Below are 15,744 nucleotides of genomic sequence, written 5' to 3' on the forward strand. Positions count from 1 at the left end.
GCTCGGCTTGCCGCACCGCACTCGATCGCGTTCCGAGTCGTAAGCGCCCGATCAGTGCTGCGCCAGCGGATGTTCCGTCCTGACTTTCCGGTCCGTGGTACACGAAAGCTGCACTCCACGCCGCCGGGACCGGACCCCGTGGTAACTTCTGTATACGAGGTGTATGCGATTCTGGAGGTAGGAGGTAGTGGTGACGTCCGGTCGGGAGAAGGCTTACGCGTACCTCAAGGACATCGTCCTGACGGATCCGGCGATGCAGGGCGAGTTCCTGTCCGAGCAGGACATCGCCGATCGGATCAGCGTCTCCCGGACCCCGATCCGCGAGGCCCTGCTGCTGCTCGCTGCCGAGGACCTGGTGCAGCTCGTGCCGAAGCGGGGCGCCCGCGTCGCCTCGCTCTCCGGCCGGGAGATCTCCGAACTCATGGAGCTGCGCGGCATCGTGGAGCGGTACGCGGCCGAGCAGGCCGTCCGCTCCGGCACCACGCCGGTGCGGGAGCTCCAGGAGCTGCTGGCCCGGCAGGCCGAACTGACCGGGCCGGAGCAGGCACGGGAGTTCATCGCGCTGGACCACACCTTCCATGCCACCCTCGTGGCCGCCGTCGGCAATTCGCTCCTGGAGCGGCACTACGACGGGCTGCGCAGTCGGCAGGTCCGGGCGGGCGTCGTCGCCCTGTTCAGCAGTCCGGGCCGCCAGGAAACGGTGCTCGACGAGCACCGCGCGATCCTCGACGCCCTCACCAAGGGTGACGCGACCGCCGCCCGCGCGGCGATCGACGCCCACCTCGAATCGACCCTGAAGGTGCTCCTGGCCGGCTGAAGGGCCGCTCCCGGATCAGTCGGGCTGGTCCTGATCAGTCCGCCGATCCGCCCGCGCTGCCCAGCCGGCGGTTGGCCAACACCGGGATCTTCTCGCGCACCGCCGCGACCTCCTCGGTGTCGATCCCGGCGACCAGCAGCCCCGGCTCCGCGCCGAGGCTCTCTCGTACGGTCCCGTCGGGGCCGACGAGCGCGCTGTGACCGATCCCGGTCGGTGCCGTGCCCACCACGGTCGCGCCGCTCGCCGAGGGATCGGCCTGGCCGACGGCCGCGACCCACAGCGTGGCGTCCAACGCCCGTGCGCGGACGAGCAGTTCCCACTGCTCGCGCTTGCTGGGGCCGGCGCCCCAGGACGCGGCGAGCAGCGTGGCCTCGGCACCCTCGTCGGCGTGCGCCCGGAACAGCTCGGGGAACCGGACGTCGTAGCAGGTGGCGAGGCCGAGCCGGATCCCGTCGACGTCGATCGTGACGACCCGGGAGCCCGCGGCGACACTGTCGGACTCCTCGAAGCCGAACGCGTCGTACAGATGGATCTTGTCGTACGCGGCCTCGACGCCGGGGCCCGTCGCGAGCAGGGTGTTGGCGACGCGGCCGTCCGACGCCGGGGTGAACATGCCGGCGACGACCACCACGCCCGCCTCCGCCGCGATCGCGCGCACGGACTGCGCCCAGGGCCCGTCGAGTGGTTCTGCGAGGGGGGCGAGGGGCGTGCCGAAGCAAGCCATCGACGCCTCCGGAAAGGCGACGACCCGGGCGCCCGCGGCGGCCGCACGCTCGGTCTGCTCCTCGATGAGCCGGAGGTTTTTGGACGGCTCGGGCCCGGTGGTGATCTGGCTGAGCGCGATCTTCACGGTGGTCGCCCCTTCGGCGATGCGGTTCGGTGCGGACGGTACGGAACTCACTTCACGAACCTCGGGGGTTCGGCCGCGGAGAGAACACCCTTGTCCCACCCCGGTTCGGCGGGCAGGCCGACCAGCGAGGCGTCCTCGGCCTCGGCGCGGTCCGCGTCGCGCCCCAGGGACAGCCCGACGATCGTCACCGCGGCGGCCACCGCGATGTACAGGGCGAGCGGCAGCCAGCTGTGGAACGAGCCGAGCAGCGCGGTGAACATCAGCGGGGCCACCGCGCCGCCGATGAGGCCCGCGAGGGTGTACGCGAGCGAGGACCCGGTGTAGCGCAGCCGGGGCGAGAACTGCTCGGCGATGAACGCGGCCTGTGGGCCGTACATCAGCGAGTGCAGGGCGAGTGCGACCACGACGCCCAGCACGAGCGGCAGCCAGGAGCCGCCGTCCGTGATCAGGAAGAACACGAACGGCCACACACCGGCCGCGGCCGCCGCGCTCCCGTACAGCAGACGCCGGTTGACCCGGTCGGAGAGCGCGCCGGCGAGCGGGATGAGGCCGACCTGGAGCACGGAGCCCACCAGTACGGCGGCCAGCGCGGAGCCGCGCGACATGTCGAGCTCGGTAGTGGCGTACGTGAGGACGAAGACGGTGAACATCGCGTACAGCACATCGGGGGCGACGCGGCACAGGATCGCGGCGGCCAGGGCGCGCGGCTGCCTTCTGAACACCTCGCGCACCGGCGCCTCGGGGCGGTTCTGCGCGGCCTCCATCGCCTTGAAGACCGGGGTCTCCTCCAGCTTCACGCGGATCCACAGCCCGAATGCGACCAGGGCGCCGGACAGCAGGAATGCCGCCCGCCAGCCCCAGGACATGAACTGATCCTCCGTCAGCAGGGCGCCGAGCCCGGCCAGTACACCGTTGGCGAGGAGGTTGCCCGCGGGTGGGCCCACCTGCGCGGCGGAGGCGTAGAAACCGCGCTTGCGGGGATCGCCGAACTCGCTGGACAACAGCACGGCGCCGCCCCACTCGCCACCGACGCCGACACCCTGCGCGAAGCGGAGCAGCACCAGGACGATCGGCGCGGTCACGCCGATCGTCCCGTACGAGGGCAGCAGGCCGATAGCGAACGTCGCCACGCCGATCAGCACGAGTGTCGCGATGAGGACCTTCTTGCGGCCGATGACATCGCCGAGCCGGCCGAAGACCAGACCGCCGAGCGGGCGCGACACATAGCCGACCGCGTACGTGGAGAACGCGAGCAGCGTGCCGGTGAACGGGTCCTCCGAGGGAAAGAACTGATCGCCGAAGACCAGGGCGGCCGCGGCGGAGTACACGGCGAAGTCGTACCACTCCAGTGCCGTGCCCGTGAGGCTTGCGAAGAACGCCCGGCGGATACCGGAACGGCCCGCCGTGGCCGCCGGAGACGTGCCAGGCGCCTCTGTGTTCTCAGGGGTGTGCTGCATCGCTGTGCCGTCCTTGCTTCAGCTGTCCAACCATCGAGTATGGGTCGACCCATCGGCATACTTCTTGTATACAGGTCGTATGCGCAACCCCCGCGCTGGAAATTTCGTCTCGTGACGCCGGCCCGGCGCCGCCCCGAGACCCGTGATCCCTGGAGATGCGATGGCTGTCCTGACCTTCGAGCTGCCCGACGGCTCCACCCGTGACGTCGACGTCGTGCAGGTGCTGAACGCCGGATACGCGGGGCGCAGCCAGGAGGACGTGGCCGCGCACGTCGCCGAACTGGCGGAGCTCGGCGTGCCCGCGCCGACGGTCACCCCCGCGCTCTACCCGGTCTCGCCGTACCTGGCGCAGCAGACCGAGCGCGTCGCGGTCCAGCACGGCCGGACCTCGGGCGAGGCCGAGTGGGCGCTCGTGGTGGCGGCCGACGGGGAACTGCTGCTCACGGCCGCCTGCGACCACACCGACCGGGAGCTGGAGGTGCACGGCGTGGCCTGGAGCAAGAACGCGGGGCCGGACGTGCTCGCCCGTCGTGCCTGGCGCCTCGCCGATGTGGAGTCCCGCCTCGACGAGCTGACGCTGCGTGCCTGGGTCACACACAAGGGTGAGGAGACCGAGATCCAGAACGGCACCCTGGCTGAGCTGCTCACGCCCGGGTACTGGGCCGACGTCCTGCGCTCCCGCGGCGACCTCGTCCCCGGGACGGTCCTGATCTCGGGGACCATCCCGATGACGGAGGGCGTCGAGCAGTTCGCCGACCACTGGCGCGTCGAACTCGGCGACCCGGCGACCGGCGACACCATCCCGCTCGGGTACGACGTGGTGCGTATGCCCGAGCCGATCGGCTGAGCCCGGTCGTACCGAGAAACGCGGAGGCGCGGTGTACATGCGGCAGTGCCACACCTGCCGTATGGATGTGCCGTCACCGGCCTGCCCGTCCCTCAGGTCGAGCGCTGCGAGGAGCTGGTCCTGGGCGCCCTGGGAGTCTGTGGAGCGGCCGGGGTCGGGCGCGGCGTCGTTCCAGGAGGCCACCAGATGGGGGTCGGTGTGTTGGTTGGCGAGGCCGGGTCCGTAGAAGTAGGTGAGCAGGTCGCGGGCGTTCTTGCCGCGGGTGATGGCGGCGATCAACCAGGCCGCCTCTTTCTGAACGGTGCGCGCGAGGCGCGCAGGCTGTGGCTGCCGAGCGGTGGTCGGCTCCCGGCCCACGACGACATCGATTCCGGTGAGCAAGAGCGGAACGGGCCGGGCGGCTCCGGTCGCCGCCATGGCGGTTGGTGAACTCCTCCTGCGCGATGGGGCATCGTGGCCCCGGTGCGGTGTGTGCCGTGCACCTGCGGGGTGAGAGGCTCGGTGAAGGGCCGCTCGCGCATCGGCTCACGGCGCGCGGGCAGGCGCTCGTACCGGGACGGCGGCGCAGACCGACGGGTGCGCGCGCCGTGCATCTCGGGGCCGTGACCAGCGGGATCGGCCGCTGATGCGGGGGAGGGCGACGTGACAACCGTGCGTTAAGTGCGTGTTAGGTGGACGCCCAGCGGGATGAGGATGCTTGCCCTCCGAGACGCCGCATGACCGACGGCGTCCTGTGCCTGTCGAGGAGCATGGATGGACCGCATTCCCGTGTGTATCCGCGCGGATGACCAGATCTCACAGCTCGGAGTGACCGCGGAGCTCAGACCGCGACCGGAGGTGCGGGTGCTCGGCGCCGACGAGATGGACGAGGCGAGAGTCACCGTGGTCGTCACCGGCGCCGTGACCGAGGAAACCCCGCAGGTCCTGCGGTCGGTCGCGGCCCAGATGGGCAAGGCCCGACTGGTGCTGGTCACCCCGGAGATCGACGAGTCCGACCTGGTGCCGGTGGTCGAGGCGGGTGTGATGGGGGTGGTCCGCCGCCGGGAGGCCACACCGGAACGACTGGTGACGGTGCTGCAGTCGGCGGCGGCGGGGGAGGGAGCCGTACCCCCTGACCTGCTGGGCCGGCTGCTCGACCAGGTCGGGCGGGTGCAGCGCCAGGTGCTGGGGCCGCGCGGCCTGAACTTCAACAACCTCACGGAGCGGGAGGTCCAGGTGCTGCGGCTGGCCGCCGAGGGCTTCGACACCGACGAGATCGCGGCCGCGGTCGCCTACTCCGCGCGGACGGTGAAGCAGGTCCTCCACGACTTCCAGAATCGCTTTCAACTCCGCAACCGATGCCATGCCGTGGCGTACGCCATGCGCAACGGCTTGATCTGAGGGAGACGTTCCCCGATCCCGCCCTGGAACGTCGCCTCATGGGGCGAATTACGCGGAACGCGGGACGACGTTGAGCGCTGCCCCTAGGGTCTCTCGGACGACGCCTCCCGCTGCCGGAATCCGTGCCTGAAGCGGCGGGGTGGCGTGTCCGGTTGGGTGCGGAGTTGTGGGTGGCGATGGTGGTTGAGCCGGGGCAGGGTCGGGAGCCGGGGGAGTGCGGGGAGCCGGGGCCCGGTGGGCGGGGCGAGCAGTGTGACGCGGAACTGATAGTGCGTGCCCGGGCCGGCGACGAGGCCGCTTTCGGTGTGCTGTACGAGCGCCATTCGGCGTCGGCCAGGCGGCTGGCCGGGCTCTATGCCTCGACTCCGGCGGATGCGGAGGACATCGCGGCGGAGGGTTTCACCCAGGTGCTCAGTGCGGTGCGGGCGGGGGGCGGTCCGCGGGAGGCGTTTCGGCCGTACGTGTTGACGACGGTGCGTCGGATCGCGGTGAGGAAGGTGGCGAGGGCGAAGCGGGACGTGCCGAATTCGCCGGAGCTGGAGAGTCTGGCGCCGCAGATTCCGTTCGAGGATCCGGTGGCGGCGGATCTGGAATCGTCGCTGGTGGCACGGGCGTTCGCGGCGTTGCCTGAGCGTTGGCAGGCGGTCCTGTGGCACACCGTGGTGGAGGGGGAGAGCCCGGCCCAGGTGGCGAAGCATCTGGGGTTATCGGCCAATGGGGTCGCCGCGCTGGCCCTCCGTGCGCGTGAGGGTCTGCGCAAGGAGTATGTGCAGGCGCATTTGTCGGCGGAGAAGGTGGAGCGGGAGTGCCGCGGGTGTGCTTCGAAGCTGGCTGCTTATGTCCGTGGGCCGCTCGGTGAGCGGGCTCGACGGAGTGTGGAGGCGCACCTCGCCGAGTGCGACCGCTGTGCGCTGCTCTTGCTTGAACTGCGGGAGATTTCCGGGCGTTTGCGCGGCGTCATGGGTCCGCTGGTCTTGGGACCGCTCTTCGCCGGGTACTTCGCCTCACTGGCTGACGCGTCACCGGACGGTGCGGGGGAGCCGGCCGACCCGAGGGACGACGCCGGACTCGGTGGGGGCATGGCGGGCGGCGGTGGTTCCTCGAGCGCCGCGGTCGCCGTCACGACGATGGCCGCCGTCGTCGCCGCTCTCACGGTGGCCGGCGTGCTCCTCGTGCCAGGTAGCTCCACCGAGCACCCCGAAAGGGCAGGCAGAGCCCCCGCCACCGAGCCCGGTTCCACCCCGAGGCCCCACACCGCCCCCGCACCACCCGAACCCACGGCACCCGGCGAGACGCCGCCCCTGCTGACGGCCCCGCGGCGGCGGGGCGGTCACAGGGCCGAGCCGGGTCCGCAGCCGGATCCGGGCGCGCCCGGTAAGCACACGCCCGAGGAGCCGTCCAGCCCCGCTCCGTCCACCACCCCGCCCCACGGCCCCGAGCCCGTTCCGAACCCCAAGCTCAACGACGGCGCCTTCGAGTCGCCACCGGTCGGTGACGCGCCCCATATCCCTTACCGGGACGGCCAGTTCATCGGCGCATGGCGGGTCGAGAACTCGGTGAACCTCACCGGTCCGAAGGGGTGGCAGCCGGCGACCGGCGCGCAGTCCCTCGATATGAACGGCGATCAGCCCGGGTCCACGGCAGGGGCGATCAGCCAGAGCATCGCCACCAAGCCCGCCGCGCAGTACGTCGTGAGCTTCTACCTGGCCGGCAACCCCAGCTGCGGGAACGTCGTGAGATCCCTGACCGTCCAGGTCGCCGGCGTCTCGAAGGGCTTCTCCTTCGACACCACCGGGCATTCCGCCGCCGCGATGGGGTGGCGGCCGGAGACCGTGCGCTTCACCGCGACCGGCGACCGGGCCACCCTGCGGCTGGCCAGTACCAGCGACCCGACCAGCCCTTGCGGACCGACCGTCGACGACGTCAAGGTCACTGCCGGTCAGCCGGGAAACTGAGCCGTCCGGCCGCGACCGGCAGGTCCGCCACCTCGCCTCGGCCGGGGCGGCGCGACGGGCGGGTGTGCTGGTCGACGCACGCAGCCCGTTCGTCGGCGTCGAGGCCGAGCGAGGCGAGCGTGGCGAGGTACCGCCGTCGGGTCCGCTCGGCGGCGGCGGGCGCGCCGATGCGGTGGTAGGCACGCAGCAGCAGGTGCCACCCCGTGTCGTGGAAGCGGTCGACGGCAAGGCACTTCTGGGCTGCGGCCACGGCTTCCTGCGAGTTGCCGGCCTGGAGCTCGGCGGCGGCGAGTTCCGCGGCGGCGTCGGCTGCCTGGTGCCGGTAGATCTCGCGGTCCTGCTGCAGCCATTCGGCGGGGCCGTCCTCGGGGAGCAGCTCACCGTGGTACTGGGCGAGCGCGTCCCGCAGGCCCTGTACGGCCGAGACGCTGTCCCCGGAGGCCTTCGCCTGCCTGCTCCGGGTCAGCGCGGTCTGGAACGCCAGCGTGTCGAGGTAGGCGCCGACGGGCAGGTTGAGCAGGTAGGCGTCACCGACACGGACCACCAGTCGTGGTTTGCCGAGATCCCGGTCGGGTTCCAGGAGACTACGCAGGCTGGAGACGGCCACTTGCAGATTGGCCGTGGCCGACTTGGGCGGCATGTCCGGCCAGAGAGCCTCGATGAGCGCCTCCCGGTGTACGGGCCGGCCCGCACGCATGGTGAGCAGCCGCATGGCGGCGCGGGCGCGGGGGCGGACTCTCGTCCAGTCGATCACCATGTCACCCACGGTCATCCGGAATCCGCCGAAGCACCTGATCGCCACCCGGGGGTTCCGCTCGTCGGTGTGGGCGGAGGCCGGCAGCGGGTGCCATCGGCCGATCGGGCCGTTCGGTACGGCGGCCGGCAATGGGCTGGTGGAGCCGGGCGGGATGGCGCGCCGTGAGCTGTGACGCCGCTCGCCGTCGGGGTGCCGGACCGTGAGCGGCGCGCCGGCATCCTCGACGCTCACCGGGTGCCCGCTCCGTACGGCGCCGGGTGCGAGGCCCGGTGGCTCCTCGTCGGCATCGAGCAGCGCGAGGAGTTCCCGGGTCCAGGAACGGATCAGGTGGGCATCCGTCGCGCGACGGCACCAGGTCGGCGAGGCCGGGTTCCGGCCGCAGCCTTCACAGCAGACGCCGGCCAGGGAAGAAGCCAAGCGGCGCAGTGCCCGGACGGTGACCTCGTCGCCGCCGTCCGCCTCGTGGAGGAGGCGGAGGGCGACCCGCAGCAGCCGCAGCCCGACGTCGGCTTTGGACCGGTCGCTCGCCTCTGGTCCGGTGGCGTGGTGGCCGCCCGTGTCATCGGCGAGGGGGCCCCTGGACGAGGGCGCGTCAGGCTTTCGCACGTCGGCATCCTTCTCCTGTCCCGGTTGTGCTGCACAGTTCGTGTCCACACCTCTTCAGAGACGTCCGATGCGGCGCTATGACGGGAGAACTCCAACATTTTCCGGTGCCGCCGCCGGATCCCGCTCGGGGCCGCCCCGCGCGGCTGGAGAGGCTGCCCTGGCGACCGCGCCCAACGGTCGCCAAGGAACGGCATCGGCCGGCGAGCGCCCTTTCATGCGGCTCGACCACCCCGAAATCCGCCCCGATCGCGGCTGCGGAAACGCGTTCCGGACGCCGACCATGTGTGACCGGCGGTCGATGCGGCCGGTGACCGCGCAGGAGGGACGACGCCTTGTCCTGCGCGGTCGCCGACGAGCCCGCCCATGGCCCGCTCGACGCGGCCGGTTCCTGACTGTGGGCGGGAGGAGACCGGCCGGTCGGGCGGCGCCGGGCGGTCGGTGGGGCGCGCCCCTCTGCTCTGGGAAGACGACGACCGGTCCGGACATCGACCCTGCGCGACGGAGACGGTGAGGAGCCGCTACCCATGTACACCGAGACACAAGGACTCTCTGCTCTGCGGACCGTCGGGGGCTGCGAGTTACGGGCCGCTGGCATCGACTGGGACGCGGTCCGAGTGCCGCGCAGCATCGGCATACGCGCGTTGGCGATCCTGGGGACCCGCAGCGGCGCGGTGATCGAGGACCCGTACGAGCCGGCCGTCTACTGGTTCGTCCGCGAGGGGGCGACCACCGGGTGGGACGTCCCGGACACCCGTCCGCTCAGCGTGAACCAGCACCTCGTCGTCCCGCCGCCGCATCGCGTCGAAGGGCCGGGACCGCACTGGCGGATCCGCCGCACCGACGGACGGCTGATCACCGACGTCCAGGCGCTGCGCCGGGCCATCGAGGTCGCGGTCGCACCGTTCCGAGGCCCTTGAGACGAGACGGCTCGACCGCCGCCCAACCGAGCGGTTCGCCGCTGACCTGCCAGGTCCCACGGCCGTACGACACACGGTCACGGACACCCCCTGGACGCCGTCCTCTCCCTTCCCCCGGAGGACGGCACGGCCCGCCCTTCGCCGGCGGGCGGGCCGCACCAGCCGTCCCGTCCCTCTTCGGTCCCACTGCCGACCGGAGCGGGGCGGGGCGGCCGCGACGTCAACGAGCAAAAGAGGCAGCGGAGTTGAGCAGTCCGGGCAGGGGGAGTTGCTCGCCGCGGCCGAGAACCACCGCGGCCGAAGACGGCCGTGGCCAACCCTGCCCGCTGTGCGCCGAGGGAGAATCGGGTGGAGCTACAGACCGCCGCACCAGCGATGATGGTGTTCGGGATCTTCATCATCGTGATGATCATCATCGGTGTCTGGGCCTACTGGGAGACCGACAGCTTCCGAGAATTCGCGCTCGGCGGCCGACGGCTCAACGCCCTGATAACCGCCCTGTCGGCAGAGGCCAGCGATATGTCGGGCTGGCTGTTCATCGGCCTTCCGGGCGCCGTGTACGCCGAAGGAATCGGGGCCACGTGGATCGCCGTCGGCCTCATCATCGGCACATACCTCAACTGGCGTTTCGTCGCACCGCGGTTGCGCACCTACACCGAACGCGCCAACGACTCGGTGACCCTGTCCGCGTACCTCGAAGAACGGTTCGAGGACCGCAGCGGGATTCTTCGCATGCTCTCGGCGACCGTCATCGTCGTGTTCTTCACCCTCTACGTGGCGAGCGGATTCGTGGCGGGCGGTGTGCTCTTCCACCAGGTCTTCGGCGTCGACTTCGCCTTCGGCCTCACCGTCATCGCCGTGGTGATGGTCATCTACTCCCTCCTCGGCGGCTTCCGCGCCGTGAGCACGACCCATGTGGTGCAGGGCGCGCTGATGCTCTTCGTGGCGTGCGTCCTCCCCGTCGTCATCATCGGGCACCTCGACGGCCTCTGCGCGCTGCACCATGCGATCGCCGACAAGAGCCCGGCACTGCTCGACATGGGGGCGAAGCCCGGTTTCGCCGACGGCCGGTGGAGCGCGGGCGAGCCGCTGGGTCTCGTCGCGGTGAGTTCCCTGCTCGCCTGGGGGCTCGGCTATTTCGGGCAGCCGCATATCCTGGTCCGCTTCATGGCCATCCGCAGTCCGCACGACATCCCGCTCGCCCGGCGTATCGCCATGGGGTGGGTCGTCCTCTCGCTGACCGGCGCGAGCCTCGTGGGACTCCTCGGTATCGCCGCGCTCCGCACCTCGGTCGGCGACCGGGAGATGGTCTTCATCGAACTGGTCAAGCGGTCGGTCGATCCCTGGTTCGCCGGTGTGCTGTACGTGGGGGTGCTGGCCGCGATCAAGTCGACCGCGGACAGCCAGCTCCTGGTGACGGCGACCTCCGTCACCGAGGACTTCTTCCGCGCACTGCGCAACCGGCGGGCCACGGACGCGACATTGGTGACGGTGACACATGCGGCGCTGGTCGGCGTCGCGCTGGTCGCCTATGTGATCGCGCTCAGCGGAGGCAGCGTCCTGGACATCGTCGCCCACGCCTGGGCCGGCTTCGGCGCGGCCTTCGGCCCGGTGTTCCTGCTCTCGCTCTACTGGCCGCGCATGACCAAGGCGGGAGCGACCGCCGGCATCGTCACGGGCGCACTCACGGTCATCCTGTGGAAGCACATCGACCCGCTGCTCGGCCCGCTCCGGACGGGAATCTACGAGATGGTGCCGGGCGTACTCGCGGCCACAACGGCCGCGCTGCTCTTCGGAACCTTCGTCGGTCGCCCTCCGCGGCGCTCCTGGACAGCCGAGTCCACCGGTCGAGCCGCTCCTGACGCACCGCCCCAGACCCAGCCATCCTGAGGAGAACCATGGCCGGACCGGCTCACCGCCCGCCGCGCCCGCACGACGCGTACCCGCCTCCAGGAGGCCACGTCGCCTCCTCCCGGCGCGTGCCGCCCGGCAGCACACGACCGAGCCCTGCCGGTGGGGGTGACACCACATGATCGTTCCCTTCACCTGCTGGCAGCGCTACGGCGATGTGCAGGTCGTACGGGACCGCTACGGCGAGATGGCGGCATGGATCGACAGCCTGACGGCACACAGCAGCGGCCTGATCAGGCCGGCCGGCGGATACGGGGAGTGGCTGGGCGTCGAGGACGGTACGCCGCTGGACCTCATCGGCACCGCCTACTTCGCCGAGTCCACGGCGATGATGGCTCAGATGGCCCGTGCCCTGGGCAAGAGCTACGACACCCTGCGCTTCCTGGCACTGTGGTCGGAGATCCGCGACGCCTTCCGCACGAAGTTCGTCGCCGCCGACGGGCGGACCGGCAACGGCAGTCAGACGTCGTACGTGCTCGCGCTGGGCTTCCACCTGGTGCCCGGCGGGCTCGTCAAGGCCGCGGCCGACAGGTTGGCCGCCGGCATCAAGGCGCACGGCGGGCACCTGACGACCGGCTTCCTCGACACCGGGGGACTGCTGCCGATCCTGACCGCCACCGGGCGCTCCGACATCGCCTACCAATTGCTGGAACAGAAGACGGTCCCTTCGTGGGGCTGCCAGATCGGCAACGGCGCGACGAGGATCTGGGCGCGCGAGGGCCGGACCCGCACCAACGGAGTCCCCGACGACCCCGCTCTGTACTCGCTCAACCATTTCGGGCTGGGCGCGGTCGGCGACTGGATCCACCGCACCGTGGGCGGCATCGATCCCGACCCCGCGCACCCCGGATACAAGCACTTCTTCCTCCGGCCCGCCTGCGGCTCCGGTCCGCACTGCGTTCCCGGGCGGGCGGACGAGCGCTACCTCGCCCCGTACGGGCAGGTCCGCAGCTGCTGGGAGCGGTCGGCCGGCACTTTCGTCCTGCGCGCGACCGTGCCTTGGAACACCACGGCGACCGTCTTCGTACCCGCGACCTCCCGCAACGCGGTGAACGCACCACCGGGCGCCCGCTTCATCCGCACGGGCGGCGGCGCGGTCGTCTACGAGGTCGGCTCGGGCTCTCACACCTTCACCGCCCACTGATTCCGGTGATATCGCAGCGCACTGTGCCTACGCACGCGCAGCGGCAATTCTCAGCGAGACGTCCGGCACCGAAAATCAAGGCCCGGGAACTATTTCCCCATAGGGCGCCGTATCGGGCACCACAAAGTTCTCGAACGGCTGACCCCAATGGCCTTTCCGGCGCCAACTCAGCGTCTACAGAATGGCTCTGTCCAAGCGGGCAGCTTCCGAAGACAGCCACTCAAGAGGATCAACCGCCCCAACAAGCGGTCCATTTTGAAGCCGCCCGAGAAATCAGACTCCATTGCTTCAGCGACAACCAATCGAAAGGACACCATGCGGGCCATAGGAATTTCCCTCTCCGCCACCACCGCAGCGGCCCTCCTCATTGCCGGTGCGGGCACCGCGATGGCCGCCCCGGCACACACCACCGGCCGGGCAAGCGGCCCGGCCACCTCGTCCCTCTCCGCCGTCAGCCGCTTCGACGACGGCAGCTTCGAATCCCCCAAGGTGAAGCCGAACACCTTCGACGAATTCGCGACCGGGCAGTCCTTCGGGCCCTGGAGAGTCACCAGCGGAAACGTCGACCTGATCGGCGCCGGATACTGGCAGGCGGCCGAGGGAGACCAGTCCCTGGACCTCAATGGCACCGACGCGGGGGCCGCGTCCCAGACCTTCACCACGAAGGCCGGGACGAGGTACACGGTGACGTATTCGCTCGCCGGCAACCCCGAACTCGACCGCGTCCCGGTCCTGAAGACGGGCAAGGTTCTCGTCGACGGGCAGAACGTCCAGGACTTCTCCTTCGACGTCACCGGCAAGACGAAGGCCAACATGGGTTATGTGAGGCGACAGGTGACCTTCGTGGCCACCGGCCCCTCCACGACTCTGACATTCGCCAGCACCACTCTCCACAGCGCCACCGGACCGGTCGTCGACGATGTCATGGTCGAACGCTGCAAGCCCGATTGCTGCGACTGATCCGCACCCAGACGCCTCCGCGCGCCCTGACGCAGTGATCTGCTGCTCAGCCTCTGGACGGTGACAGTGGCCCCGGCGAAACCGGGGCCACTGTCTCGTGGTCGGGCCAGGGCACCGAAGCCGGAGCAGGGCGGGTAGGGCCTTGGCCGTGGCGCGGCCGGCGAGAGCCCTGCCATCCGTCTCGATGGCCTGTCGGTGGCGACGACTAACCGCCCGGGCATCTCCGGAACCGTTCCCCACGTCTGCAGCACCTGCGGGGTGACATGGAAGAAGACGCACGAGGGGCGGTCCTCGCGAGGGTCCCAGCCGTCCTTGGCGGCGAAGCCGTCGTCCACCTCGGCCGGAAGCTCCTCGCGGGGCAGCCTGCGCGCGGTGCCGTGGCCCAGGACCACGTCCCGGCTATGGCCGAAGCAGAGCCGGACCCGGCCCGAGGCACACAGGTTGCGCCCGGTCGGATCGGTGTCGCGGGCGGACAGCCACACTGCCTCGCCGTCCCACCAGGAAGCCAGCGGAACGAGGCACGGCTCGCCGGTAGCGTCGGCTGTGGCGACCCATAGGCCGTTGTCCCGCGCGAGCCGTTCCAGCGCCTCGTGCTTGCGCCGCTCCGGGCTACGGGGTCCGCCGGGGTGAAGGTCAACTGTCTTGATGTGGCGAGGCTTTGGCGTGAGTCGCGCCGCCACATCCGGCCGCGGAACTGAGCCGCAAGACGGAGGACCGCCCTCGTACCGGGCGTACGCAGACAACCCGGCGTACCGAGCGTACGCAGACAACCCGGCAACGCAGCAGCGGGCATGCCGGGCGGGACTTCCCTGACGCCGCGATCGATCCGGCTCCCGCCCCAGGCCCCGCGAAGGCCTCGAGTCGGCGGCCGTCGGTTGGGCGGACGCACTTTCGTGCGACATAACCGCCCTCAAGGCCACCCCGATTGCGGTGTGGGAGGAGAAACCGGGCGCAGACGATGTGACGGGTGGTCGATGCGGCCCGTCGCCACCCCACCCTGCCCCGCCGCCGACCGCCGACCTGTCCCACCTGACTTACCCCGACCCGTACCCAGGAGACGGCCTTGAGCGCACCGAACGCCGACAAGCCCGAGAGGCATGACAAGCCCGATCAGCACGACAAGCGCGACGAACCCGGCAAGCGCCGTACGTCGTCGAGGAGGAGTGCCCGGCGTGCCGCTGTCCTCGCGGCGGCGGCAGCGTTCACGGCGCTCGTGGCGACCTCGCTCATCAGCGACCAGACGCCCGCCACGGCCGGCCCGTCGACGACTGCGGCCGACGACGGCGGCAACACGTTCTATACGACCGACGAAGAGGTCGTCGGCCTCCTGGAGCAGACCGCGCCCCTGAACCAGAAGGAAGCCATCAGGGGATATCCGGCTCTGGGGCAGGACCCGCGTGGGGTCACGCTCGATGCCGTCGAGCAGAGCTATCCGCTCGACCAAGCGATACGCGACGTGAAGGACCGGCTGGGGAGCGGGTTCGACTTCGAGCCCGGCGTGGAGGTCGTCGACAGCCCCGACGTTCGCAGGAGCAGCAGTGATGACCTGGAGCCGTGGTTGGGCGGCGGCATGAGCGCCAAGCACTACTGCGGCATGGACGACTCGAACGGTACCGATTGCGGGTTCGTCGGCGTCCTGGACCAGAAGTACCCAACGGTCCAGTCCACGGCGGAGGTTACGGGGAGGGCGAAACTCACGTACAAGACACAGGCCACCGTCGGGCGGGACACCAGTCAGACGAAGGGCTGGTCCGCCGGTGGAAAGGTCAGTACGACATTCAAACCGGAGGCGCCCGGACCCGATGCGGGCGGAGAATTCAACTTCAGCTACAGCGAGTCGACGACCACCACCAACAGGTGGACCAGCATGGTCGAGCAGGACACGGAGATCGACGTTCCCGACGGCAGCGTGGGATGGCTCGACGGGCGCGCCAACGGCGGCTGGTATACCGGATACATCGTCTACAAGATCAACCTCACCCCCGCCGACGGAGCGCCGAAGCAGAAGATCGTGGCCATCCCCGAGCGTGTGCTGATCCAGGCACCTGGGAAGTCCGCTCCGATGACATGGGTCAAGCGGGACTCCGAGAAGTAGCGCCCGAAGGGTGCAGTTCACCGCCGAGCGGTCCGGCCGGGAGCACAC

Annotated in this window: 12 protein-coding genes and 1 pseudogene; 9 read left to right on the forward strand and 4 right to left on the reverse strand. The window is 70.5% G+C overall.

Annotation, left to right across the window (positions count from 1 at the left end):
* The first annotated feature begins 190 nt into the window (after positions 1-190).
* Positions 191-817 carry a GntR family transcriptional regulator gene (locus ACFV1J_RS02925; RefSeq protein WP_351530993.1) on the forward strand — a complete coding sequence of 209 codons (627 nt, stop codon included), beginning with the start codon at positions 191-193 and terminating at the stop codon, positions 815-817.
* A 34-nt stretch (positions 818-851) separates the two neighbouring features.
* Here ACFV1J_RS02925 and ACFV1J_RS02930 read toward each other — a convergent pair whose 3' ends face one another.
* Together ACFV1J_RS02930 and ACFV1J_RS02935 are read right to left on the reverse strand one after the other, a co-directional pair.
* On the reverse strand, positions 852-1,667 hold the full coding sequence (locus tag ACFV1J_RS02930) for a carbon-nitrogen hydrolase family protein (RefSeq protein WP_385855438.1): 816 nt from the start codon (positions 1,665-1,667) through the stop codon (positions 852-854).
* Between the two features lie 47 nt (positions 1,668-1,714).
* Entirely contained in the window at positions 1,715-3,124 is a 1,410-nt protein-coding gene (locus ACFV1J_RS02935) for an MFS transporter (RefSeq protein WP_385855398.1), read from the reverse strand.
* Positions 3,125-3,284: 160 nt separating this feature from the next.
* Here ACFV1J_RS02935 and ACFV1J_RS02940 point away from each other — a divergent pair, with 160 nt between their 5' ends.
* From ACFV1J_RS02940 to ACFV1J_RS02950, 3 genes are all read left to right on the forward strand, one after another.
* The gene (locus ACFV1J_RS02940) at positions 3,285-3,971 is read left to right on the forward strand and encodes a DUF2848 domain-containing protein (protein ID WP_385855399.1); all 687 of its coding nucleotides are present in this window, start codon (positions 3,285-3,287) and stop codon (positions 3,969-3,971) included.
* A gap of 753 nt (positions 3,972-4,724) precedes the next feature.
* On the forward strand, positions 4,725-5,351 hold the full coding sequence (locus ACFV1J_RS02945) for a LuxR C-terminal-related transcriptional regulator (protein ID WP_385855400.1): 627 nt from the start codon (positions 4,725-4,727) through the stop codon (positions 5,349-5,351).
* A gap of 269 nt (positions 5,352-5,620) precedes the next feature.
* Entirely contained in the window at positions 5,621-7,306 is a 1,686-nt protein-coding gene (locus ACFV1J_RS02950; RefSeq protein WP_385855401.1) for a sigma-70 family RNA polymerase sigma factor, read from the forward strand.
* Here ACFV1J_RS02950 and ACFV1J_RS02955 read toward each other — a convergent pair.
* Positions 7,281-8,669: a BTAD domain-containing putative transcriptional regulator gene (locus ACFV1J_RS02955; protein WP_385855402.1), complete on the reverse strand. Its 1,389-nt coding sequence runs from the start codon at positions 8,667-8,669 to the stop codon at positions 7,281-7,283. The genes ACFV1J_RS02950 and ACFV1J_RS02955 overlap by 26 nt on opposite strands.
* Positions 8,670-9,193: 524 nt before the next feature.
* Here ACFV1J_RS02955 and ACFV1J_RS02960 point away from each other — a divergent pair.
* The 4 genes from ACFV1J_RS02960 to ACFV1J_RS02975 all read left to right on the forward strand — a co-directional run bounded on the left by ACFV1J_RS02960 (position 9,194) and on the right by ACFV1J_RS02975 (position 13,601).
* Entirely contained in the window at positions 9,194-9,586 is a 393-nt protein-coding gene (locus ACFV1J_RS02960) for a hypothetical protein (RefSeq protein ID WP_385855403.1), read from the forward strand.
* A 348-nt stretch (positions 9,587-9,934) separates the two neighbouring features.
* On the forward strand, positions 9,935-11,476 hold the full coding sequence (gene putP, locus ACFV1J_RS02965) for a sodium/proline symporter PutP (protein WP_385855404.1): 1,542 nt from the start codon (positions 9,935-9,937) through the stop codon (positions 11,474-11,476).
* A gap of 139 nt (positions 11,477-11,615) precedes the next feature.
* On the forward strand, positions 11,616-12,641 hold the full coding sequence (locus tag ACFV1J_RS02970) for an alpha-L-rhamnosidase C-terminal domain-containing protein (RefSeq protein ID WP_385855405.1): 1,026 nt from the start codon (positions 11,616-11,618) through the stop codon (positions 12,639-12,641).
* A 315-nt stretch (positions 12,642-12,956) separates the two neighbouring features.
* Positions 12,957-13,601, forward strand: coding sequence for a choice-of-anchor C family protein (locus ACFV1J_RS02975; RefSeq protein ID WP_385855406.1), 645 nt, complete (start codon positions 12,957-12,959; stop codon positions 13,599-13,601).
* Positions 13,602-13,960: 359 nt separating this feature from the next.
* On the opposite strand, the pseudogene ACFV1J_RS02980 reads toward ACFV1J_RS02975, so the two are convergent.
* Positions 13,961-14,503 (reverse strand): annotated as a pseudogene (locus tag ACFV1J_RS02980) (pyridoxamine 5'-phosphate oxidase family protein); the annotation flags it as partial.
* Between the two features lie 161 nt (positions 14,504-14,664).
* On the opposite strand from ACFV1J_RS02980, the gene ACFV1J_RS02985 reads away from it, so the two are divergent.
* Positions 14,665-15,696: a hypothetical protein gene (locus ACFV1J_RS02985; protein ID WP_385855407.1), complete on the forward strand. Its 1,032-nt coding sequence runs from the start codon at positions 14,665-14,667 to the stop codon at positions 15,694-15,696.
* Positions 15,697-15,744 lie beyond the last annotated feature (48 nt).

This window comes from Streptomyces sp. NPDC059649, from assembly GCF_042734445.1.
In the GTDB taxonomy this organism is placed as follows: domain Bacteria; phylum Actinomycetota; class Actinomycetes; order Streptomycetales; family Streptomycetaceae; genus Streptomyces.